The sequence below is a fragment of the Martelella sp. AD-3 genome (assembly GCF_001578105.1).
In the GTDB taxonomy this organism is placed as follows: Bacteria; Pseudomonadota; Alphaproteobacteria; order Rhizobiales; family Rhizobiaceae; genus Martelella.
In genome coordinates this window covers 4076342-4098518 of record NZ_CP014275.1, presented here as the reverse complement: position 1 = coordinate 4098518, position 22177 = coordinate 4076342, and the positions used below count along the sequence as shown (strand labels likewise).

At 63.0% G+C, this 22177-nt stretch carries 21 protein-coding genes; 14 read left to right on the top strand and 7 right to left on the bottom strand.

The window, feature by feature from the left end:
- The first annotated feature begins 22 nt into the window (after window positions 1-22).
- The 9 genes from pcaF (at window position 23) to AZF01_RS18855 (ending at window position 8550) form a co-directional block, all read left to right on the top strand.
- Window positions 23-1228 (top strand): 3-oxoadipyl-CoA thiolase, encoded by a 1206-nt coding sequence (pcaF, locus tag AZF01_RS18895; RefSeq protein WP_024708710.1) that lies wholly within the window; start codon window positions 23-25, stop codon window positions 1226-1228.
- Between the two features lie 20 nt (window positions 1229-1248).
- Entirely contained in the window at window positions 1249-2247 is a 999-nt protein-coding gene (gene paaA / locus AZF01_RS18890) for a 1,2-phenylacetyl-CoA epoxidase subunit PaaA (protein ID WP_024708711.1), read from the top strand.
- Between the two features lie 29 nt (window positions 2248-2276).
- On the top strand, window positions 2277-2561 hold the full coding sequence (paaB, locus tag AZF01_RS18885; RefSeq protein WP_024708712.1) for a 1,2-phenylacetyl-CoA epoxidase subunit PaaB: 285 nt from the start codon (window positions 2277-2279) through the stop codon (window positions 2559-2561).
- A 38-nt stretch (window positions 2562-2599) separates the two neighbouring features.
- Entirely contained in the window at window positions 2600-3397 is a 798-nt protein-coding gene (paaC, locus tag AZF01_RS18880; protein WP_036237445.1) for a 1,2-phenylacetyl-CoA epoxidase subunit PaaC, read from the top strand.
- Window positions 3398-3435: 38 nt separating this feature from the next.
- A complete protein-coding gene (gene paaD / locus AZF01_RS18875) occupies window positions 3436-3924 on the top strand; it encodes a 1,2-phenylacetyl-CoA epoxidase subunit PaaD (RefSeq protein WP_244435576.1) in 489 nt (162 codons plus the stop codon).
- 14 nt (window positions 3925-3938) lie between these two features.
- On the top strand, window positions 3939-5015 hold the full coding sequence (paaE, locus tag AZF01_RS18870; protein WP_024708715.1) for a 1,2-phenylacetyl-CoA epoxidase subunit PaaE: 1077 nt from the start codon (window positions 3939-3941) through the stop codon (window positions 5013-5015).
- Complete coding sequence (locus AZF01_RS18865) at window positions 5005-5775, top strand: Phenylacetic acid catabolic protein (RefSeq protein ID WP_024708716.1); 771 nt, start codon at window positions 5005-5007, stop codon at window positions 5773-5775. The genes paaE and AZF01_RS18865 overlap by 11 nt, the downstream gene beginning before the upstream one ends.
- A gap of 75 nt (window positions 5776-5850) precedes the next feature.
- Entirely contained in the window at window positions 5851-7932 is a 2082-nt protein-coding gene (gene paaZ / locus AZF01_RS18860) for a phenylacetic acid degradation bifunctional protein PaaZ (protein WP_024708717.1), read from the top strand.
- 3 nt (window positions 7933-7935) lie between these two features.
- Window positions 7936-8550, top strand: coding sequence for a transferase hexapeptide repeat family protein (locus AZF01_RS18855; RefSeq protein ID WP_024708718.1), 615 nt, complete (start codon window positions 7936-7938; stop codon window positions 8548-8550).
- Window positions 8551-8673: 123 nt separating this feature from the next.
- Here the strand turns inward: AZF01_RS18855 and AZF01_RS18850 are convergent, their stop codons facing one another.
- The 4 genes from AZF01_RS18850 to AZF01_RS18835 form a co-directional block, all read right to left on the bottom strand.
- Complete coding sequence (locus tag AZF01_RS18850; RefSeq protein WP_024708719.1) at window positions 8674-9762, bottom strand: ABC transporter ATP-binding protein; 1089 nt, start codon at window positions 9760-9762, stop codon at window positions 8674-8676.
- An 11-nt stretch (window positions 9763-9773) separates the two neighbouring features.
- On the bottom strand, window positions 9774-10877 hold the full coding sequence (locus AZF01_RS18845; RefSeq protein ID WP_024708720.1) for a carbohydrate ABC transporter permease: 1104 nt from the start codon (window positions 10875-10877) through the stop codon (window positions 9774-9776).
- Complete coding sequence (locus AZF01_RS18840; RefSeq protein ID WP_245308949.1) at window positions 10870-11868, bottom strand: carbohydrate ABC transporter permease; 999 nt, start codon at window positions 11866-11868, stop codon at window positions 10870-10872. Before AZF01_RS18840 ends, AZF01_RS18845 begins: the two co-directional genes overlap by 8 nt.
- An 83-nt stretch (window positions 11869-11951) precedes the next feature.
- Window positions 11952-13235 carry an ABC transporter substrate-binding protein gene (locus tag AZF01_RS18835; RefSeq protein WP_024709807.1) on the bottom strand — a complete coding sequence of 428 codons (1284 nt, stop codon included), beginning with the start codon at window positions 13233-13235 and terminating at the stop codon, window positions 11952-11954.
- A 287-nt stretch (window positions 13236-13522) separates the two neighbouring features.
- Between AZF01_RS18835 and AZF01_RS18830 the strand changes: the two genes are divergently transcribed.
- The 4 genes from AZF01_RS18830 to AZF01_RS18815 all read left to right on the top strand — a co-directional run bounded on the left by AZF01_RS18830 (window position 13523) and on the right by AZF01_RS18815 (window position 16867).
- Window positions 13523-14533 (top strand): Gfo/Idh/MocA family protein, encoded by a 1011-nt coding sequence (locus tag AZF01_RS18830; protein ID WP_024709808.1) that lies wholly within the window; start codon window positions 13523-13525, stop codon window positions 14531-14533.
- 21 nt (window positions 14534-14554) lie between these two features.
- Entirely contained in the window at window positions 14555-15634 is a 1080-nt protein-coding gene (locus AZF01_RS18825) for a Gfo/Idh/MocA family protein (protein ID WP_024709809.1), read from the top strand.
- Window positions 15635-15722: 88 nt separating this feature from the next.
- Complete coding sequence (locus AZF01_RS18820) at window positions 15723-16454, top strand: FCD domain-containing protein (protein ID WP_024709810.1); 732 nt, start codon at window positions 15723-15725, stop codon at window positions 16452-16454.
- A gap of 14 nt (window positions 16455-16468) precedes the next feature.
- Window positions 16469-16867, top strand: coding sequence for a VOC family protein (locus AZF01_RS18815; RefSeq protein ID WP_024709811.1), 399 nt, complete (start codon window positions 16469-16471; stop codon window positions 16865-16867).
- A 167-nt stretch (window positions 16868-17034) separates the two neighbouring features.
- Here the strand turns inward: AZF01_RS18815 and AZF01_RS18810 are convergent, their stop codons facing one another.
- Entirely contained in the window at window positions 17035-17703 is a 669-nt protein-coding gene (locus AZF01_RS18810; RefSeq protein WP_024709812.1) for a TetR/AcrR family transcriptional regulator, read from the bottom strand.
- Window positions 17704-17863: 160 nt separating this feature from the next.
- Between AZF01_RS18810 and AZF01_RS18805 the strand changes: the two genes are divergently transcribed.
- Complete coding sequence (locus AZF01_RS18805; RefSeq protein ID WP_051424160.1) at window positions 17864-20359, top strand: glycoside hydrolase family 3 protein; 2496 nt, start codon at window positions 17864-17866, stop codon at window positions 20357-20359.
- Between the two features lie 74 nt (window positions 20360-20433).
- Here the strand turns inward: AZF01_RS18805 and AZF01_RS18800 are convergent, their stop codons facing one another.
- Both AZF01_RS18800 and AZF01_RS18795 read right to left on the bottom strand, forming a co-directional pair.
- Window positions 20434-20706 (bottom strand): class I SAM-dependent methyltransferase, encoded by a 273-nt coding sequence (locus tag AZF01_RS18800; protein WP_024709814.1) that lies wholly within the window; start codon window positions 20704-20706, stop codon window positions 20434-20436.
- On the bottom strand, window positions 20690-22141 hold the full coding sequence (locus AZF01_RS18795) for a peptide MFS transporter (protein ID WP_081725880.1): 1452 nt from the start codon (window positions 22139-22141) through the stop codon (window positions 20690-20692). Before AZF01_RS18795 ends, AZF01_RS18800 begins: the two co-directional genes overlap by 17 nt.
- Window positions 22142-22177 lie beyond the last annotated feature (36 nt).

The following is a 22177-nucleotide window of genomic DNA, read 5'->3' as shown; positions in this document are numbered from 1 at the left end:
GCCGCCGAAGGAGGAGCATTTCATGGCGCAAGCCTTTATCTGCGATGGAATCCGCACGCCTGTGGGCCGCTATGGCGGCGCGCTGTCTGCCGTGCGCGCCGATGATCTGGCGGCCGTTCCGCTTTCCGCATTGCAGGAGAGAAACGGCAAGGTCGACTGGGAAAGCGTCGATGATGTCATTCTTGGTTGCGCCAACCAGGCGGGTGAGGACAATCGCAATGTGGCGCGCATGGCGGTGCTTCTCTCCGGCCTGCCGGTCGAAGTTCCCGGCACCACGGTCAACCGGCTCTGCGGTTCCGGCATGGATGCGATCGGCCTTGCCGCGCGCACGATCCGCGCCGGCGATGGCTCCCTGATGATTGCCGGCGGCGTGGAAAGCATGAGCCGCGCCCCCTTCGTCATGGGCAAGGCCGAGACGGCCTTTTCCCGCAAGGCCGAAATCTACGACACCACCATCGGCTGGCGCTTCAAGAACAGGAAGTTTCACAGCGCGTTCGGCACCCACTCCATGCCCGAGACCGCCGACAATGTTGCCGCAGACTACAACATCTCCCGCGAGGATCAGGACCGGTTCGCGGCCATGAGCCAGGCGCGCTGGAAGGCGGCGCAGGATCAGGGCATCTATGCCGACGAGATCGTGCCGGTCACCATTCCCCAGAAGAAGGGTGATCCGCTTGTCGTCGATACCGACGAGCATCCGCGCCCCGGTACCACGGCGGACGTTCTCGCCAAGCTGAAGGGCGTCAACGCGCCGGAGCTTTCCGTTACCGCCGGCAATGCGTCCGGCGTCAATGACGGTGCTGCCGGGCTGCTTATCGCTTCGGAAGAGGCTGCATCGTCAAACGGCCTGACGCCGAGGGCGCGCATTGTTGCCATGGCCGCCGCCGGCGTAGCCCCGCGCGTCATGGGCATCGGCCCTGTTCCGGCCACGCGCAAGGTGCTGAAGCTTGCCGGTCTTTCGCTTGCCGACATGGACGTGATCGAGCTCAACGAAGCCTTTGCCGCGCAAAGCCTTGCGGTGTTGCGTGAACTCGGGCTTCCCGATGACGCGGCCAATGTGAACGCCAATGGCGGCGCGATCGCCATCGGCCATCCGCTTGGCATGTCCGGCGCCCGCCTGGTGCTGACGGCCGCAAACCAGCTTCACCGCACTGGCGGACGCTACGCCCTTTGCACCATGTGCATCGGCGTCGGCCAGGGCATCGCCATGATTATCGAACGGATCTGACCAAGGAGGCCTTGAGAGCCATGTACGCACAGATGGTGAAATCGGAAGGCATGAAATCCCGCGAAGAGATGTCGCCGGAGGAACAGGCCTTTCAGGACCGCATCGACCGCGGCGAGAAGATCGAGCCGAAGGATTGGATGCCCGAGGGCTACCGCAAGACGCTGGTGCGCCAGATCGGCCAGCACGCCCATTCGGAAATCGTCGGCCAGCTGCCGGAAGGCAACTGGATCACCCGCGCGCCCTCGCTGGAGCGCAAGGCGATCCTGCTGGCAAAAGTCCAGGACGAGGCCGGCCACGGGCTTTACCTCTATTCGGCCGCCGAAACGCTTGGCGTCTCGCGCGACGACCTGATGGAAAAGCTGCATGACGGGCGGATGAAATATTCATCCATCTTCAACTACCCGACGCTCAACTGGGCGGACATGGGGGCGGTCGGCTGGCTGGTCGATGGGGCCGCGATCATGAACCAGGTGCCGCTGCAGCGCACCTCTTTCGGACCCTATTCGCGGGCGATGATCCGCATCTGCAAGGAAGAGAGCTTCCACCAGCGCCAGGGCTATTCGATCATGATGAAGATGGCCTTCGGCACGCCGGAGCAGAAGGAAATGGCGCAGGATGCGCTGAACCGCTTCTGGTATCCCTCGCTGATGATGTTCGGACCCTCCGACAAGGACAGCGTCCATTCGGCCCAGTCGATGGCGTGGAAGATCAAGATCAACACCAATGACGAGTTGCGCCAGAAATTCGTCGACCAGACGGTGCCGCAGGCGAAATATCTCGGCCTGTCGATCCCGGACGAGAACCTTGCCTGGAACGAGGAGAAGGGCGGCTACGACTTCTCCGAGCCGGACTGGTCGGAATTCTTCGAGGTGATCAAGGGCAATGGCCCGTGCAACCGCGAACGCATCGAAGCCCGCCGCAAGGCCTGGGATGACGGCGAATGGTTCCGCGACGGGCTCGCCGCCCACGGCGAAAAGGAAGCGCGGCGCGCCAAGGCGCCGGTCGCAGCCGCAGAATAAGCGCACAGCGTTTCTCAAGGGAGGAAAACATGTCCAAGGAATGGCCGCTCTACGAAGTCTTCATCCGGGGTCAGCACGGTCTGAACCACCGCCATGTCGGCAGCCTGCACGCGCCCGATGCGGAAATGGCGATCCGCCACGCCCGCGACGTCTACACCCGCCGCAAGGAAGGCGTGTCGATCTGGGTGGTAAAGTCGAATGATATCACTGCATCCTCGCCGTCGGAAAAGGGGCCGCTCTTCGACCCCGCCGAAAGCAAGGCCTATCGTCATCCGACCTTCTTCGACATCCCGGAAGAAGTGGGGCATATGTGATGACGGCGACCGCTCAGCATACGGGCAATGTCACGCCGATGCCGGTGTCGACGACGCCCGACCCTTTTGTCGGCGACGAGGCTCTCAGCCCGGCCTTCTTCGAATGGCTCTGTCGCCTTGGCGATTCGACGCTGGTGCTGGGTCACCGGGTTTCCGAATGGTGCGGCCATGCGCCCGTGCTTGAGGAAGACATCGCCTTTGCCAATACCGCGCTCGATCTCATCGGCCACACGCAGATGTGGCTGGGGCTTGCCGGAGAGGTGGAAGGCGAGGGCCGCAGCGCCGACAATCTCGCTTACCTGCGCGATGCCGCGCAGTTCCGCAACCTGTTGATCGCCGAACTGCCGAAGGGCGACATGGGCGTCACCGTGATGCGCCAGTTCCTGTTCGATGCCTGGCATTTTGCCCTGCTGAAGCAGCTGACAGGATCGAAAAGCCCGCGCGTGGCCGAGATTGCGGCCAAGGCAGTCAAGGAAGCGGCCTATCATTTCGAGCGTTCCGCCGATCTGGTGATCCGCCTTGGCGATGGCACCGAGGAAAGCCACCGGCGCATGCAGGACGCGCTCGACTATCTCTGGCCCTATACCGGCGAGATGTTCATCACCGATGACGTTGACCGGCAGGTGGCGGAGGCCGGCATTGCGCCGGCGCCTGATGCGCTCAAGGCCGAATGGGACCGCACGCTCGCTTCCGTCTTCTCCGAAGCGACGCTGAAGAAGCCGGAGGACGGCTATGCCCATACCGGCGGCAGAACCGGGCGGCATACGGAGCATCTGGGCTTCATCCTGGCCGAGCTGCAATTCCTGCAGCGCGCCTATCCGGGAGCGGAATGGTGAGCGCTGCAACCGCCGTCCTGCCCTCGCCGGAAGAGGTGATGGCCTGGCTTTCCGAAGTGCCCGATCCCGAAATCCCGGTGATCTCGATCACCGAGCTCGGCATCGTGCGCAAGGTCGGCCATGACGGCGACACACTGGTCGTCACCGTCACGCCCACCTATTCCGGCTGCCCGGCCGTGTCGCTGATCAATCTGGAGATCGAGGCCAAGCTTCTGGAGAAGGGCGTCGAAAACTTCCGGATCGAGCAGCAGCTTTCCCCGCCCTGGACCACAGATCTCCTGTCGGCGGAAGCGCGGGAAAAGCTGCGCGAATACGGCATCGCGCCGCCGATCGACGGCACGGCCGCCGATGGCCGGCTTGTCGCCCGCGCGGCGAGGCTTTCCGGCCGCTCAAATCTCGTCATTGCCTGTCCGCGCTGCGGCTCGGGCAATACGGAACGCGTTTCCCAGTTCGGCTCGACCCCCTGCAAGGCGTCCTATCGCTGCAAGGATTGTCTGGAGCCGTTCGATTATTTCAAGTGTATCTGAGGAGGAGTGATCAGATGGCACGGTTTCATCCGCTGGAAGTGACTGATGTCCGCCGCGAAACGAGCGATGCGGTGGTGCTCACGCTGAAGCCCCGCGACGAGGATGCGGGCGCCTTCGGCTTTACCCAGGGTCAGTATCTGACCTTCCGTCGCCTCTTTGACGGCGAGGAGGTGCGCCGGTCCTACTCGATCTGCGCGGGTCTCGACGAGGGCTGCCTCAAGGTCGGCGTCAAGCGCGTGGAGGGCGGCGCCTTTTCCACCTTCGCGAATGAGCAATTAAAGCCGGGCGACGTCATCGAGGCGATGCCGCCCATGGGCAAGTTCTTCACCCCGCTCGATGCCAATGTGAGCAAGGACTATCTCGGCTTTGCCGGTGGTTCCGGCATCACGCCGCTGCTCTCCATCGTCAAGACGGTGTTGGCGCGCGAGCCGCAATCGCGCTTCACGCTGGTCTATGCCAACCGTCAGATCAAGTCGATCATGTTCCGCGAGGAGCTGGAAGACCTGAAGAACACCTATCTCGGCCGGCTTTCCGTCATCCATGTTCTGGAGAGCGACAGCCAGGAGATCGACCTCTTCACCGGCCGTATTGATGCGGAAAAACTCGAAGCCTTCTTCAATTTGTGGATCGATCTTCCCGCCGTCGACACCGCCTTCATCTGCGGGCCGGAGCCGATGATGCTGACCATCGCGGCATCGCTGAAAAAGCACGGCATGAAGGACGAGCAAATCAAGTTCGAACTGTTCGCCTCCTCCCAGCCCGGTCGCGCGAAGCAGAAAGTGGTTTCCAAAACTCTAGCGACCGCCGGCGAGAGCGTGGAAATTCACCTTACGCTCGACGGCACCACGCGCTCCTTTACCATGCAGCGTGATGGCACGGCGGTGCTCGACGCCGCGCTCGCCCACGATATCGACGCGCCCTATTCCTGCAAGGGCGGCATCTGCTCGACCTGCCGGGCGAAGGTGGTCGAGGGCGAAGTCGAGATGATCAGCAATCACGCGCTGGAAGATTATGAGGTGCGGGCCGGCTACGTGCTCTCCTGCCAGTGCCTGCCGCTCTCGGAAAAGGTGGTGATCAGCTATGACGAGTGACATGTCGATTGCCGATTATCTGGCCGAAGGCGGCAAGCTTTCCTCGCCCGATAACGCCCCACCGCTCTACCGCGCGGAACTGATGCGGATGATGTCCTCCTTCGTCGACAGCGAGCTTGCCGGTTCGGCCGGTTTTGCCGCCGCCATCAACTGGGCGCCCGGTATTGCCGAACGCATCGCCGCAAGCCGGATCGTGCTGGAAAAGGCCGACCATGCCGAGCGCGTTCTCACCCTGATGGGCGATTTCGGAACCGATACGGCGCTTTACAATCGCGCGCATAGCTGGGCGGCGCGGCTTTCCCGCGATGCCGTGGTCGACCCACGCCGAATGGGCGGCGACATGCGGCTTTCCGTCTTCCACTATCCCTTCGAGGACTGGACGGACGCGGTGGTGATGAACGTGCTGATGGGGCTTGCCACCGTCATCCAGCTCGAGGAAATGACCCACGCCTCCTACACGCCCTATGCCGAGGTGATCCGCTCTGTCCTGCCGCGCGAGAAGCGGCATATGGAGCTTGGACTCGAGGGATTGCGCAAGCTTGTCGCCACCGAAGAAGGCCGCAGCGCAGCAGAGGCGGCCGTTGCCTATTGGCATCCCCGCGTTGCCGAAACCTTCGGTCCGGCAGTCTCCGAACGCTTCGCCCGGCTTTCGCGCTTCGGTCTGCGCCATAGTGAAAACGAGGCGCTGAGGAACCGCTGGCGGGCGGATGCCGAAAGCGTGCTCGAAGACTGCGGGCTGAAGACGCCGGTTGCGGCCTGATTGTCGCATCTCTCAACATTTGAGGTCCTGTCGCCGGTCAGACGGACGGCAGGACCGACGAGGAAGGATATCCCCATGACTGAGACGGCCGCACGCCGCCTTGAGAGCTATGTGCTCGGCGCCTGGCAGACGGGCTCGGGGGCGGGAAAACCGCTTGCCCATGCCGCTACCGGAAAAACCATTGCGCTCATCGGCTCGGACGGACTTAACTTCGCCGATGCGCTTGCCTATGGCCGCGAAAAGGGCGGAAGCGCGCTGCGGGCGATGACCATCCACGAGCGCGCGCTGATGCTGAAGGCGATCGGCACGGCGCTGATGGAGCGCAGGCAGGAATTCTACGTCGAGAACACCTGGACCGGCGCCACGCGGCGCGATGGCTGGGTGGATATCGAGGGCGGCATCGGCACGCTTTTGACCTTCGCCTCCAAGGCAAGGCGCGAACTGCCGAACGCGAAAGTGTTGAGCGAGGGCGATGTCGAGCCGTTGTCGAAGGATGGCAGCTTTGCCGGCCGCCATATCCTGACGCCGATGAAGGGCGTCGCGATCCACATCAACGCGTTCAACTTCCCCGTATGGGGCATGCTGGAGAAGATCGCGCCGGCGCTGATTGCCGGCATGCCGTGCCTCGTCAAGCCTGCCTCGCAGACGGCCTATCTGACCGAGCTTGTCACCCGCGCCATCATCGAGACCGGGCTTCTGCCGGATGGCGCGCTGCAGCTTGTCTGCGGCGGCGCGGGCGACATGCTGGATCATGTCACCGGCCAGGACGTCGTCACCTTCACCGGATCGGCGACGACGGGTCGCAAGCTGAAGACCGGAAAGGCGATCGTCGAAAACGCCGTGCGCTTCAACATGGAGGCCGACAGTCTGAACGCCGCGATCCTCGGGGCCGATGCCGGACCGGGCACGCCGGAATTCGATCTCTTCATCCGCGAGGCGGCCAATGAGATGACGTCCAAGGCCGGGCAGAAATGCACCGCCATCCGCCGTATCATCGTGCCGCGCGCTCATGAGCAGGCGGTGGTCGAGGCGCTGTCCGCGCGGCTTGCCAGGACGGCGATCGGCCTGCCGGACGATGAGAATGCCCGCATGGGCGCGCTGGTCTCGCTGTCGGATCGTGACGGCGTGCGCGAGAAGATCGCGGCCCTTCTCGGAGATGGCGAAATCGTCCATGGCGACCCCGAAAAAGTGACGCTGGTTTCGGGCGATGCGGAAAAGGGCGCTTTCATGAGCCCTGTGCTTCTCCGCTGTGCCAATCCGTTCGAGGCAAAGGCCGTGCACGATGTTGAAGCCTTCGGGCCGGTCGCGACCGTCATGGCCTATGATGAGGCCGAAGAAGCGGTGGCGCTTGCCGAGCGCGGCAAGGGCTCGCTGGTCTCCTCGCTGTTTACCAATGACGGCGCGATAGCCGCCGAGATTGTCACCGGCCTTGCCGCCCATCACGGCCGCGTCATGATCGGCAATCGCGGCTCGGCGAAGAGTTCCACCGGTCATGGCTCGCCGCTCGCGCCGCTCGTCCATGGCGGCCCGGGCCGCGCCGGTGGCGGCGAGGAAATGGGCGGCATGCGCGGGGTGAAGCACTTCATGCAGCGCACCGCCGTGCAGGGCACGCCCGACATGCTGACGGCGATCACCGGCGAATGGGTCGATGGCGCGGAAAGCCGGAGCGGCAAACATCCCTTCCGCAAGTCGCTGGAAGAGCTGAAGATCGGCGATCAGATCGTGACCGAGACCCGCACGATAACGCGCGAGGATGTCGAGCATTTTGCCGCGTTCACCGGCGACACTTTCTACGCCCACATGGACAGCGATGCGGCGAAGGCCAATCCCTTCTTCGAGGACCGGGTGGCCCATGGCTATCTGATCGCCTCGTTCGCGGCCGGCCTGTTCGTCGATCCCGATCCGGGCCCGGTTCTTGCCAATTACGGCGTCGACAATCTGCGTTTCCTGACTCCGGTCTATTTCGGCGATACGCTTAAAGTTCGACTGACCTGCAAGGCGATCAATCCGCGCGAGAATGCCGGCCATGGCGAGGTGCGCTGGGACTGCCGCGTCACCAACCAGAAGGACGAGGTCGTCGCGCAATATGACGTCTTGACCATGGTTGCAAAGACCTGGCCGCTTGCTGCCGAAACGCTCGCAGGAATGGCGGGCTGAGCCATGGCTGTCTACGCCTATGACGATATCGTGCCGGTTGTCGATCAGGGCGCCTATGTCCACCCGGATGCGGTGCTGATCGGCGATGTCATCATCGGCCCGCAATGCTTCGTTGGGGCGGGCGCGGTGCTGCGCGGGGATTTCGGGCGGATCGAGATGCATGAGGGCTCCAACATCCAGGAGACCTGCGTCTGCCATTCCTTTCCCGATCGCGATGTCGTCGTCGAGCGTTTCGGCCATATCGGTCACGGCGCGGTGCTGCATGGCTGCCGCGTCGGCGAGAATGCCATGGTCGGCATGAATGCCGTTGTCATGGACGAGGCGGTGATCGGGAAGAATGCCATCATCGGGGCGATGGCCCTTGTCAGGCAGGGCTTTGTCGTGCCCGAAGGCATGCTCGCCCATGGCAATCCGGCGCGCGTGATCCGTCCTCTGACGGATGAGGAAATCGCCTGGAAGACGGGCGGCACGGATATCTATCGCCAGCTTGCCTTCGAGGCGGCAGGTCGAACGCGACCGGCTGAACCGCTTTCGCAAGCGGAACCGGATCGCCGCCGGATCAAAGCCCCGCGCTATGATCCTCTGATGATCGCACGGGTGGGCGAGAAGAAGCAATGAGGGTTTGGAAGAAGCCGTGATGCGCCTTCTTCTGCTGTTCAGCTTGACCGACCCAATTCGATTGGCTTGTTCAACGCTTTCAGCCTGGAAGAGTGCCTAGCGTGTCCGCTTCTCCTGGACGCGCTAATCCGGATCGATCCTCCGGCCATCGGCCTCGAAGAGATGCCAGTGCTCTTCCCTCGGACGCACATGGACGACATCGCCGCGCGATAGCGCGCTTTGTCCCGGCTCATGGATCAGAACCGGCGCGCCGTCCGGCAGCGTGCAGTGCAGGTAGCTGTTGGCTCCGTGCTGCTCGGAGACGGAGACGGTCACCGGCCAGGTCAGATCATGGGCATCGACCGTGACGAGGTGTTCGGGCCTGATGCCGAGCGTTACCTTCTGTCCGGTCGCAGACTTGGCGGCATGGTCGGACAGTTTCAGCGGCGGCAATTGCGCGGCGTTGAAGACCAGCGCGCCGTCGGCCGCCACGCCGAGCGTGCCCTCGACGAAGTTCATCCTCGGCGATCCGATGAAACCGGCGACGAAGGTGTTGCGCGGATTGTTGTAAAGCTCCAGCGGCGCGCCGACCTGTTCGATAACGCCGCGTCTCAATACCACGATCTTGTCGGCCATGGTCATTGCCTCGATCTGGTCGTGGGTCACATAGATCATGGTGTTGCCGAGCCGCTCATGCAGTTTGGTGATCTCCAGGCGCATATGAACGCGCAGTTCGGCGTCGAGATTGGAGAGCGGTTCGTCGAACAGGAATATCTTCGGATCGCGGGTGATCGCCCTGCCGATGGCCACGCGCTGGCGCTGGCCGCCGGAAAGCTGCTTGGGCCGGCGGTCGAGCAGCGCGTCGATCTGCAGCATCCCGGCGGCCATGGCAACGCGGCGGTTGATCTCATCCTTCGGCATGCGGATGTTTTCCAGCCCGAAGCTCAGATTTTCACGCACCGTCATGTGCGGGTAGAGCGCATAGGACTGGAACACCATCGCCACGCCGCGGTCGGCCGCCGGCACATGCGCGATGCTTTCGCCGTCGATCCGGATATCGCCGCCTGTGACATCCTCCAGCCCGGCGATCATGCGGAGCAATGTCGATTTGCCGCAGCCGGACGGCCCGACGAAAACGACAAACTCACCGTCGTCGATCGTCAGGTTGACATCGGGGATGACTTCGACAACGCCGAAACACTTGTTGAGGTTCTCGAGGGTCAGTTTTGCCATGAATGTCGAACCTATTTTATGCCTGTGGAAGCGATGCCGCTGGTGATGTAGCGCTGCAGGAAGATGAAGGCGAAGGCGAGCGGCAGGGCGGTCAGCGTCGTCATCGCCAGAAGCAGGTCGTAACGGATCTCGAATTCCGTCTGGAACGAAGCGAGGGCCAGCTGCAGCGTGAAGGATTCCCGGTTGTTCAGCACGATCAGCGGCAGCAGGAAGTCGTTCCAGCGCGACAGGATCGAGAAGATCGCGACCACCGCCAGCGCCGGCGAGGACAGCGGCAGGATGATGCGCCAGAAAATCCGCCATTCGCTGGCATGGTCCATGCGCGCCGCCTCCAGCAGTTCGTCGGGAATGGTGAGCATATACTGACGCAGCAGGAACACGCCGGTGGGGGTGGCGACGGTGGGCAGGATCACGCCCCAAAGACTGCCGACAAGGCCGAGCTCGGCAACGATCAGATAGACCGGCACCAGAACCACGGTGGCCGGTATCATCAGCGTCGCCAGAATTGCCGTCAGGGCCGCCGTGGAGCCGCGGAAGCGGTATTTCGACAGCGCGAAGGCCGCCATCGAATTCATCACCAGCGTGATCACCGTGGCGACGACCGTGATGAACAGCGAATTGTAGACATAGCGCCAGATGTCTGCGCCCGCCGTGGTCAGAAGATTGACATAGTTGTCGATCGTGAAACGGACCTTGCGCACCGGCTCGGCATTGGCGACCTTGATCACGAGCCGCCCCGCCGCCGGATCGGCCGGATCGATCATCTGGGCGTTGAGCCCGACGCGCCGGATCTGGGCGAGCCGGATGGTCTCGCCGTCCTCGGTCCTGACGTCGTAGAGCGGCAGCGGTTCGTCGAAGCCTTCGACGGAGACCGTTTCCGTCGTCACCGGCAGCAGCGTTGGCGGGAAATCCTGCAGATTGGCCGGCGTCTTGAACGAGGAGATCACCAGCCACAGCACCGGCGCGAACATGATGACCAGGCCAAGCAGCAGGTAGCCATAGGTGACGTAGTCGGTCCAGTCCGCCTTCCTGCCGCCGCGTTTGCCGAAGATGGTTCCCAGAATACCTGGCGACGGCCGGTTCCGGGCGATGCGGATGTCGTCGAGGTCAGCCATCACGTGCGCTCCTGGAGAATTTGAGTTGCAGTGCCGTGAACAGCAGCAGCACGAGGCCGAGCAGCAGAGAGGCGGCTGCGGCAAGGCCGAAATTGCGCGGCTGGGCGGCAAAGCCGACCTCGTAGATATACTGGACCATCAGCATGGTGGCCGAGCCGGGGCCGCCGCCGGTCAGCACGTAGAGTTCGTCGAATGTCTGCACAGAGCGGATCACGCACAGGACGAAGACCACCAGAAGCACCGGCAGGAGAAGCGGCAGGGTGATGCGCCGGAACACCCGCCAGTGGCTGGCCGAGTCCATTTTCGCGGCCTCGTAGACATCGCGCGGGATCGCCTGCAGGCCTGCGAGAAGAATGATGGTGTAGAACCCCATATGGGCCCAGATCGTTACCGCGACGGCCCAGGCAAAGGCGGTGTCTGCGTGAACCAGCCAGTTGACGCCGCCGAGGCCCACGGATTCCAGAAGCCCGTTGAGCGCGCCGTTGCGCTGCAGGATCCATTGCCAGGTCAGCGCAACAACGACCGGCGACAGCATGACGGGGAAGAAGAACACGCCCCGGAAGAAGCCGCGTCCCCTGATCTCCCGGTTGAGGCAGATGGCGGTCAGCAGGGAAATGCCGATCATCAGCACCACCTGCGTCGGCACGAATACGAGGCTGTTGCCGAGGGCGCGCCAGAACAGGTCGCGCGAGCATGTCGATGGCTGGAGATAGTTCCGGCAATCGAGCAGGGTCTCGTAATTGGCCATGCCGATGAAGGGCCGATCCACAGGGTAGAGCCTGTCGCTGCCGGTGACCGAATAGAAGATATTGATGAAGACCGGAAGGAGCGCGAACAGCAGCACCGCCGTCAGGTTGGGGATCAGGAAAATCCACGGCATCCGCTTGATGCCGATTGTCTTTTGAACCCCGCTCATAGCCGGCTCGATCAGCCGGGCGGGCAAGGCCGCGACATTGGCCAGCATCCGGCCGGCTTGCATGCTTGCTGTCATCCGTCTCTCCATCCGCCTTCGGTGGTGGAGGCGCCCTTAAGGCCGGGCGCCTTCCTGTCTGCTGCCGCCTGAAGGTCGCCCGGTTACTGGTTGCCCCGGGCGGCATCGATCGCCAGGTTGACGTCCGTCTCGATACGGGCCAGCGCCTCGTCAACCGTCAGCTCGTCGTTGAGCACCTGGCTGATGCGGGTGGTCAGCGAGTTCATCATTGCGCGCTGGTAGCGCCAGCCCTGAAAACGGTAGGCGGCGTCGGCCATTTTCGGCACCTGGGCGCTGAAGGTGGCGAGCGCCTCCTGGGTGCGCTCCGAAGCGCCCGGATATTCAACGCCGGCATCGCCGACCGAGCGGGAGGCCGGGATCTCGACCGAGGCGGCGATCACCTCGGTGAGGTTTTCGGGCTGTGACAGATAGTTGATGAAGGCGCCCATGGCTTCCGGGTGTTCGGTGTGTTTGAACGCCACCAGCGCGCCGCCGCCCGGCATCACTGTGCAGGAGGACGGGCCGCAAGGCGCGGGTGCGACCTCCCAGTCGAACAGGTCGCCGACTTCGGCGTCCATCTTGCCGAGGTTCCATGAGCCGCCGAAATAGAAGACGACATTGGCATTGAGGAAGTCGGCGAAGAGCTCGCGATGGGTCGCGCCGCCAACGGCCCCCCAGAGATCCATCGGCATCACGCCGGTCTCGTGCCACGCCTTGAATTTCTCGATCGCGTTGCGCAGGCCGTCATCGACGACGGGCCGACCCTCGTCATCGACAAGTTCGGCACCCTGGCTGATGGCGAAGCTGGCGAAGCGGTGGCCCGACCTGTCCATCTCCATCGGAAAATCCGTGTTGGTGGCCTCGGCTACCTTTGTCGTGGCAACCGCCCAGTCATCCCAGGTTGCGCCTTCCTCCGGCAAGGGAACGCTGGCCTGCTCGAACAGTGTCTTGTTGACATAGGCGCCATTGACCGTCAGCGAGGTCGGCATGCCGAAAATCGCGGCGCCGTCGGGGTCGCTGCCGCGCAGCCATGAAAGGGTCTGGCCATAGTCCTTCTCGAACTGCGCCGCGTCGACATAAGGGGTGATGTCGAGATAGAAGCGGCTCAAGCCCCCGAGGTCGGTGATGATCGCGCCATCCGGCCCTTCGCCGGATTCGAGCTGGACAGGCAGGCTCTCCAGGATGGCCTGATAGCTCACGGTTTCCAGTTTGACCGGCAGGTCGGGATGCTCCTCGTTGTAACGGTCGACCACGGGCTGCATGGTGATGCAGCCGAAGCCGGTGTCGTCACAGAAGATCGTGGCGGCGCCATTCTGCGCCGAGGCGGCAGCGGCGCAGGCCAAAAAGACGCCTGCCGCCGCCGGGTAAGCGAACGCTGAAAGTTTCATTTTGATCCTCCCGTTGGACGATGCCAGCCCTCCGCCAGGCATCTTCTCCAGTCAGACGCATTGGTCCAACCACGGAACTATTGATTGGCCTGACCAAAAAGTCAACAGCTACGACGATCCCCATAAAACGCCGTAAAAGTGGGCTATGAAGCGCTTGTCTTCACAAGAGAGCGGCTTGACAGAGCGAGATTATTTTTGTTTGGTCTGTCCAAATCGGCGAGATTGAGATGCGACTTCGAACTTCAGCCGGGTGTCGTGCTTTGCCGAAACCAAGGAGAACCAGGTAAATGTTGAGGTTTGCTGTCGTGGGCATCGACCACGGACATATTTTCGATCACGTCAACGGATTGCTGGCGGCAGGGGCCGAATTCGCAGGATATTGCGAAAAAACCTCGGTTCCAGAACTGGTTGACGCATTCCGTCGAACCTATCCCGATGCGCCCGTCGTCGACCGGGAGACGATTTTTGGCGACGACAGTATTGACGTCATCTGCATCGCCGCTGTTCCCGCAGATCGCGCCGGTCTCGCGATCCGGGCGATGGAAGCCGGCAAGGATGTCATGGTCGACAAGCCTGGTATGACCACTGGCGCGCAACTCGCGGCGGTGCGCGAGACGGTCGGAAAGACCGGCCGGATCTTCTCGGTCTGTTTCTCCGAGCGGCTCTGTGTTCCCTCCGCCGTCAAGGCCGGAAAACTGGTTACTGCGGGAGCGATCGGCAAGGTGGTGCAGACCATCGGCATGGGGCCGCACCGCAAGTCGGCGGGCCAGCGGCCGGACTGGTTTTTTGAGCTTGACCGGTTTGGCGGCATCATCATCGACATCGCCTCGCACCAGATCGATCAGTTCCTGTTTTACACCGGCTCGGAGACGGCCGAAGTCGCTGCCGCCAGCATCGGCAATTTCGCCACGGGAGACCATCCCGCCTTTCAGGATTTCGGCGAGGTTCTGCTGCGCAGCGATCATGCCGCCGGCTATATCCGCGTCGACTGGTTCACTCCGGACGGCCTGCCGACCTGGGGCGACGGCCGTCTCACCATTCTCGGCACGGACGGCTATATCGAGCTGCGAAAATATGTCGATATCTGCGGCCGCGACGGCAAGGACCACCTGTTCCTCGTTGACCGGACCCATACCGAATATATCGACTGTTCCGGGGAGAAACTCGACTATTTCGACCAGTTCGTCACCGATGTGCGCGAGCGGACCGAAACCGCCATGAGCCAGGCCCATGTTTTCGAGGTCTGCCGCCTGTCGCTCGAGGCTCAGGAAAAAGCCCACAACATCACCGCGCGCTGAGCGGAACCGGGAGGAGAAAGCATGACCAGAAAGTTCCGCGTTGCCGTCATCGGCGCCGGTATCGCCGCCCGTCACATGACGGGCTACAGGTGGAATGCCGAGCGCTTCGAGGTCAAGGTGATCTGCTCGCTCGACGAAGCGCGCGGCCGGGCGCTTTGCGAGGAATTCGGCGTGCCCGAATACACGCAGGACACCGATTCGCTGTTTGCCCGCGAGGATATCGACATCATCGACGTCTGCACGCCGCCGCACAGCCATTTCGAGCTGTCTCGAAGGGCGCTTGAAGCGGGCAAGCACGTCATCTGCGAGAAGCCGCTGTTCGGTTCGCTCGCCGATGTCGACGCCATGGAGAAGATTGCGGCGGCATCCGGCAGGGTCATCATGCCGATCTTTCAGTATCGCTACGGCACGGGATTGCAGAAGCTGAAACACCTGATCGCGAAAGGGCTGGCCGGCCGGCCGTTCATGACCACGATCGAGACCCATTGGTGGCGTCCTCCGCCCTATTTTGCGGTGGAATGGCGCGGGAAGTGGGCAACGGAACTGGGCGGCGGTTTGCTCGGCCATGCCATCCACGCCCACGACATGCTCAATTATGTCCACGGCCCCTGCGCCGAGGTTTTCGCCTATGGAGCGACGCTGGTCAACAAGATCGAGGTTGAGGACACGATGGCGCTGGCCGTGAAGATGGAGAACGGTTCGCTGGCAAGCCTGTCGATGACGCTCGGCTCACGCGAGGAGATTTCGCGGTTGCGCTTCTGTTTTGAAAACCTGACCGCCGAAAGCATTCGCGAACCCTATACGATGGGGCGTGATCCGTGGCGGTTCATCGCCGGCGATGCCGCGCATCAGGCGCGCATCGACGCCGCGCTCGCCGAGGTCGCGGTCACGGAGGATGGCTACACGCGCCAGTTCGAGCTGTTCCATGCCGCGCTTGTGGAAGGCCGCGCGCCGCCGGTGACACTTGCGGATGCGCGGAATTCGCTGGCCTTGGTCACGGCGGCGTACTATTCAGATCGTACCGGCAGGCCGACGCCATTGCCGATTACCGAGGACCATCCGCTTTATCGGTCATGGCTGCCGGAGGCGGGGAAGGAATAGCAGACGCGTGCGCAGTGCCAACACAACCAGCCCGATTGACGCGGGATCGGCCGGAGCCGCACAGGGCGAAGGCGCGGGCGGGCGGAAGGTGCGCCTGCTTGCGGCCAAGCGGCTTTACCAGGTTGTGGCACGGCGCATCGCCCGGATGATCGAGGAAAATCAGGGCAGGGAAGACTGGCGGCTGCCCTCCGAACGCGAGCTCGCCGAGCAGTTGGAGGTAAGCCGCACGGTGGTGCGCGAGGCGGTGATCGCGCTGGAGATGCGCGGCATCGTGGAGGTGCGTGGCCGTGCCGGCATCATCGTGCTGCCGGCGCATGTCAACCCTCTCAGCTTCGATGCCATCAACACCGACATCGGACCGGGCCCTTTCGAATTGCTGGAGGCGCGGCTGGCGCTGGAATCGAGCGCCGCCGCGCTCGCCGCCGAACGGGCCACACGCTATGACATCATGGAGCTCGAGGAATGCATCGAGCGCATGCAGCTGGAAACCGATGAGGTTTTCCTGAATGAAAAGGGAGACCGGGAGTTTCATCTGACGATCGCGAACATGACCGGCAACGCCATCATCCTGTCGATGATCCAGGCCTTGTGGGACCAGCGCGACGCCTCGCGCATGTGGCAGCGCGTTCACCGGCACATCCATGCCCCGAAGGTGCGTGCGTTGTGGATCGGCGATCACTATGCCATCGTTGCTGCGTTGAAAATGCGTAATGGGGAAGCCGCGCGTCACGCCATGACGCGCCATATAAACAACGTGACTGACGAATTGTTGCGCGCGGACGAACTGGGCCGGTTCTCGTCCGAATCCGCGGACGATTGAGATGGAGATCGGAGATGCTGAAGGGTTTTGAACACGTAGGCATGACTGTCAGCAATATCGATAAGAGCCTGAATTTCTATGTGGATCTGCTCGGGCTGAAGCTGACGGTGCGCCGCAGGGGGCAGGATGATTCCGGTTTCGAATTCTGTTTCCTTGATGCGGGCAACGGGATGCTCGAGATCATGGGCCCGGCGACCGGAGCGCTGCAGGCCGAAGACGTCGCCGCCGGTCGGGCGGGGCTGCGTCATCTGACGTTCTGCTTCGATGATATCGACACGCTATACCGCAGGCTGGAGGAGGCCGGCGTCGAACTGGTCGAGGCTCCGCGCGAGGCTTACAACCGCGACATCGTCGACAAGGTTGCGTTCTGCCGCGATCCCGACGGAATCCTGATTGAACTCTGCGAACGATAGGCATGAACACGCTGCGCTCCGCATCGCCGCCGCGCACGGCCGGCACCGGAGCAGGCGAGGCTCGAGGCGTCCCGACATACTGATGCCGTTTCCCGCGACACAGGCCTTCCGGAAGGCGCGGATTGTGGCGCCGTCCTGTGTCCGGGTCTTCGGCGAACCCGGTGCCTTCACCCTGTCCAAACCAAGCGATCGTGATCCCGGCCGTATTGCCCGGCAAGGCGATTGATGTAGTTCCCGAAGATGCCGGCCATGTCGAGCGTTTCGCCCGAGCGCAGCCATTGCTCCTGCAAACCGTCCATCATGGCGATGATCTCGAAAGCGAGGTTGTCGGCATCGGATGCCGGATCGAGTGTGCCGTCAGCCTGGCCCGATCTGAGGGCCCCGGCGATCATGGCGTGCGTCCTTGCCGAGCGCGCCGCGAACCAGTCCGCAGCCGGATGATCGGCCGAGAGGCTTTCCACCGAGAGAAGCGCGAAGGCGCGGATCACGCCCGGGATCGTCTCGTTATACCGAACGATATCCACCAGGGAACCGAGGAATGTGCGCCAATCGGCGCCCTTCTTCGGCAACATAACGGCGGTGACCGCGTCCCGCTCTTCCAGGACCGCCAGCAGCAGCGCGGTCTTGCTTGGAAAATAATGCAGCAGGCCGGGAAGCGTAAGCCCCACCTCTGCGGCGACGGTGGCAATGGCCGCATTCTGATAGCCCGATTGGCTGAACACGCGGACTGCCGCCTCGACGATTTCGGCGCGCCGCCGCTGGCCTTTCCCATAAGGCCCCCGCGCACCGGCGCCTGCCTTTCGCGGTTCGCGTTTTGTCGGGGTGTCGTCCGGCATGTCCTGTCATCTCCATTGGTTTTTCAGGATACATGAAAGGGGGTGAAACTTAAAACCTAGTGTTTAGTAGCTTTTTGTGCTTTCGTGTGGCCACAGTGATTGGCGCTGCGCCGCGTGCGTGGCTGTCGGACGTCCATGCCGGCGATGAAATGAGGTTTTGATGAACAATGATCAGACGGGCGGCGCGGCCGTCAATATTGACCACCTTCTGGAGGAGCTGACCCTGGAGGAACAGGTGTCGCTGATGGCGGGCGCGGATTTCTGGACCACCGTTCCGGTGCCGCGCCTCGGCATCCCGGCCGTGAAGGTTTCCGATGGCCCCAATGGCGCGCGCGGCGCGGGCGGCCTGACCAACGGCACGCCGGCGGCCGCCTTCCCCTGCGCCATCGCGCTTGGCGCGAGCTGGAACAGCGATGCGGCCTATGAAATGGGGGCGGCGCTGGCCGCCGAGGCGCGTTCGAAAGGCGCGCGGGTGCTGCTGGCGCCGACGGTCAACATGCACCGCTCGGGTCTGAACGGTCGCAATTTCGAGTGCTATTCGGAAGACCCGCTGCTGACGTCCATGTTGGCCGTTGCCTATGTCAAGGGCCTGCAGGACAATGGCGTTGGCGCGACGATCAAGCATTTCGTCGCCAATGATTCCGAAATCGACCGGCAGACGGTTTCATCCGATGTCGATGAACGGACGCTGCGGGAGATCTACCTGCCGCCGTTCGAGGCAGCGGTCAAGAAGGCAGGCGTCTGGGCGGTGATGACCGGATATAACCGGCTCAACGGCATCCATATGGACGGCCACAAATGGGCGCTGCAGGAGGTGATGCGCGGTGAGTTCGGTTATGACGGCATCTTCATGTCGGACTGGTTCGGCACGAATTCGGTCGCGGCCTCGGTCAATGCCGGACACGATCTCGAAATGCCCGGGCCGACGCGCCACCGCGGCGCCAGGCTTCTTGACGCCGTAAAGGCCGGGGAGGTCGATCCCGAGACGATCCGTGCCGCAACGCGCCGCCTGCTCGTCCTGTTCGCGCGCGTCGGCGCGTTCGACAGCGCCGGTCCCGAGGCGGAAACCTCGCGTGATGCGCCGGAGACCCGTGCGCTGATCCGTCGTCTCGGCGCGGAGGGCGCGGTTCTTTTGAAGAATGAAGGCAATCTGCTGCCGCTCGAAAAGAACGTATCGATTGCCGCGCTTGGCCCCAATGCCGGCGTGGCGCGGTTGATGGGGGGCGGTTCGGCGCAGATCAACGCGCCCTATCGGGTGACGCCGGTCGCGGGGCTGAAGGCCTCCTTCGGCGACAATCGCGTTTCCCATGCCAAGGGCTGCACCAACAACAGGCTGACGCAGGTCCTGCAGGGCGATGTCGAGCTTCGGTTCCATCACGGCCGCCGGCTTGAAGGCAAGCCCGTTCATATCGCAACCGAGGAGGCGCTCAACTGCTTCTGGTTCGATCTTCCGGTCCCGGAACTGGACCAGAACGATTTTTCCGTGCAGGTCGTCGCGACTTTCACCCCGGAGGAAAACGGGACCTACCGCGCCGGCATGACCAATGCCGGTCTCGCGCGCGCCTATCTTGACGGCGAACTGCTGATCGACGGCGAGAGCGACTGGTCGCACGGACAGAACTTTTTCGGTGCGGCCAATGACGAGCGACAGGTCGAAATCGAGCTTCAAGCCGGAACCACCTATCAGTTGGTCATCGACTATTGTTCCCCGGATTCGGCCGAGAACGGCATCACCGTTCGCGCGCTCCGGTTCGGGATTGAAAAGACCATGGGCGAGCAGGACATCGATGATGCCGTCAGGCTTGCGGCGGAGCAGGATGTGGCGGTGCTGTTCGTCGGCCGCCAGGAGGAATGGGACAGCGAGGGGCACGATCTGCCGGACATGACATTGCCCGGCCGGCAGAATGCGCTGATCGAGGCTGTGGCCGCCGTCAATCCGAACACGGTTGTGGTGCTGCAGACCGGCGGTCCGGTGGAGATGCCCTGGCTCGAGAAGGTGAAATCAGTCGTTCAGTTCTGGTATCCGGGACAGGAGGTCGGCAATGCGATTGCCGATGTGCTGAGCGGCGCGGCCTATCCCGGCGGCCGGCTGCCGCAGACCTTCCCACGCCGCATGAAGGACAATTCGGCCTGGAGCGACGATGCGCTCACCTATCCCGGCAAGGACGGGCATGTGCGCTACGGTGAAGGCGTATTCGTCGGCTATCGCCATCACGACAGCCGCGATGTGCCGCCGCTCTTCCCCTTCGGTTTCGGCCTCGGATACACCCGGTTTGACTGGGGCGACGCCACGGCGGACACCGCGATCATGACGGATGCCGGGGTCATCGTCACCGTACCAATCGTCAATTCGGGGGCGGCGGATGGCGTCGAGGTCGTGCAACTCTACGTGCAGCCGGAGGCGATGGTGGACGACGTGCCCGTCGCCCGCCCGAAAAAGGAACTACGCGCCTTCGCCCGCCTCGCCCTCACGCCGGGCGAGCACGGAACGGCCAGCCTCGGCATCGTGCCGCGCGATCTTGCCTATTTCGATGTCGAACGCCAGCGATGGGTGGCGCCGGCGGGTCGCTATACGCTTCTTGTCGCCGCCAATGCCGGCGATATCCGCCAGCGTCTCACCGTCGATCTCGAGACCGAGTGGTCAGAACCGGCCTGACGGCCGGAATGCGTTCGCCGTCGCGTGCCGGACAGCGCGCGGCGGTGAATGGACGTTGGTGAGAGGTCATTCGTTCAAAGCGATCCGGCCTGTCGAACGGGCGCATTGGATTGCCGGGGCAGCAGGCCGACCAGGACCAGCACCCCCAACCCATGCTGACGATGGAAATTGAACGACGGATATTTCTGGCTTCGCTCGTCAAACAGTTTCCATACGCCGGAGTCACGCTCCCTGACTTCGGTATCGTGAAACAGAAAGATGGCGTTTTTCGAAAGCTTCGGAAGCCATTGCTCAAAATCACTCTTCGCGTCTTCGTAAAAATGACGGCCATCAATGTGCAGAATCATCTCGATTGTGCATCAATCGCTTCAGGAACGGTGCCAGAACCAGGAGAATGATGCCGGCGGCGATCGCCATCAGCCCGTAGACGAAGAAGCCGTGCTCGTAGATCGAGGCTTCCGCGGCGGGTGCGGCACCCTTGGGCACGGCCGCGTAGTCGCCGATCACGCCGGCGACGAAATTGGCGGCGGCAGTGGCATAGAACCACACGCCCATGGCATAGCCGCCGAGCCGGCGCGGTGCCAGCTTGGTCGTCAGCGCCAGGCCAAGCGGCGACAGGCAGATCTCGCCGATCTCGAAGACGATGTAGAACAGCACGATCCACATCAGGCTCGCCTTGACCGTATCCCCGGTCTCGACGATGCCTACTGAGAGAACCCAGAAGGACAGGCCGAGGAAGCTCGGGCCGAGCGCGTATTTCACCAGGTCGCTGACGGCATAGCCCTTGCGGGCGAGAAAGAGCCAGAGACGCGCGACGAAAGGCGAGAGGACGATCAGCGCCAGCGCCGAAAACGCCGTGCCCTCGCTTGCCGGCACGATCCAGCCGAAGACATTGCGGTTGACGTCGCGATCGGTGAACAGCGTGACCGAAATGCCCTGTTGCTGATAGATCGCCCAGAAGGGGATCGAGAACAGGATCAGCACCAGCAGGATCAGCATGCGGCGGCGGCTTTCGGGATCTTCCTTCGCCATGATGGCGAAATAGGAGACCACCAGCGCGACACCGACCGCGAAGACGAACCAGCCGGCCCATTCCGGTCGGGAAAGCAGGATGGCCGACAGGCCGATCGCCAGCAGGATCGCAAGGCCGACAATGGCGTTCCAGCGGGCGCTGCCTGAAATCTCCGGCGGCCGGTCGCGCTTTTCCAGAAAGCGCCTGCCCGCCAGATAGGTGGCAAGCGAGGCCATCTTGCCGAGGCCGGCGAGCGCAAAGGCCATGGTGTAGCCGAACTTTGTGGCGATGATGCCGGCAAGAAGCGCGCCGGCGAAGGCGCCGATATTGATGCCCATATAGAAGATGGTGAAGCCCGGCGCGCGACGCGGGTCGTCATCGGTGTAGAAATGCCCGAGAAGGGCGGAAACATTCGGCTTGAAAAGGCCGTTGCCGACGGCCATCAGCGCAAGCGCCAGGAACATCAGCCTCTCGCTGCCGAAGCCGAGGGCCAGATAGCCGAAGCCGACGATGATCGCCCCGGTGATGATCGCCCGGCCGAAGCCGAGCACCCGGTCGGCCGCCACGCCGCCGGCAACCGTGGTCAGGTAGGCGAACGAGGTATAGGCGCCGAAGATCAGAAAGGCCCGAGCATCGTCCATCTTCAGCACGTTCACGAGGTAGAGCGTGAAGATCGAGACCATGGAATAATAGCCGAACCGCTCCCAAAACTCGGTCATGAATAGGATATAGAGGGCGCGGGGTTGCCTGGTTCCGGGTGCAGGGGGCATGGCGGTCTCGCTTCACATGGCCGGCGGCCGGGCAGG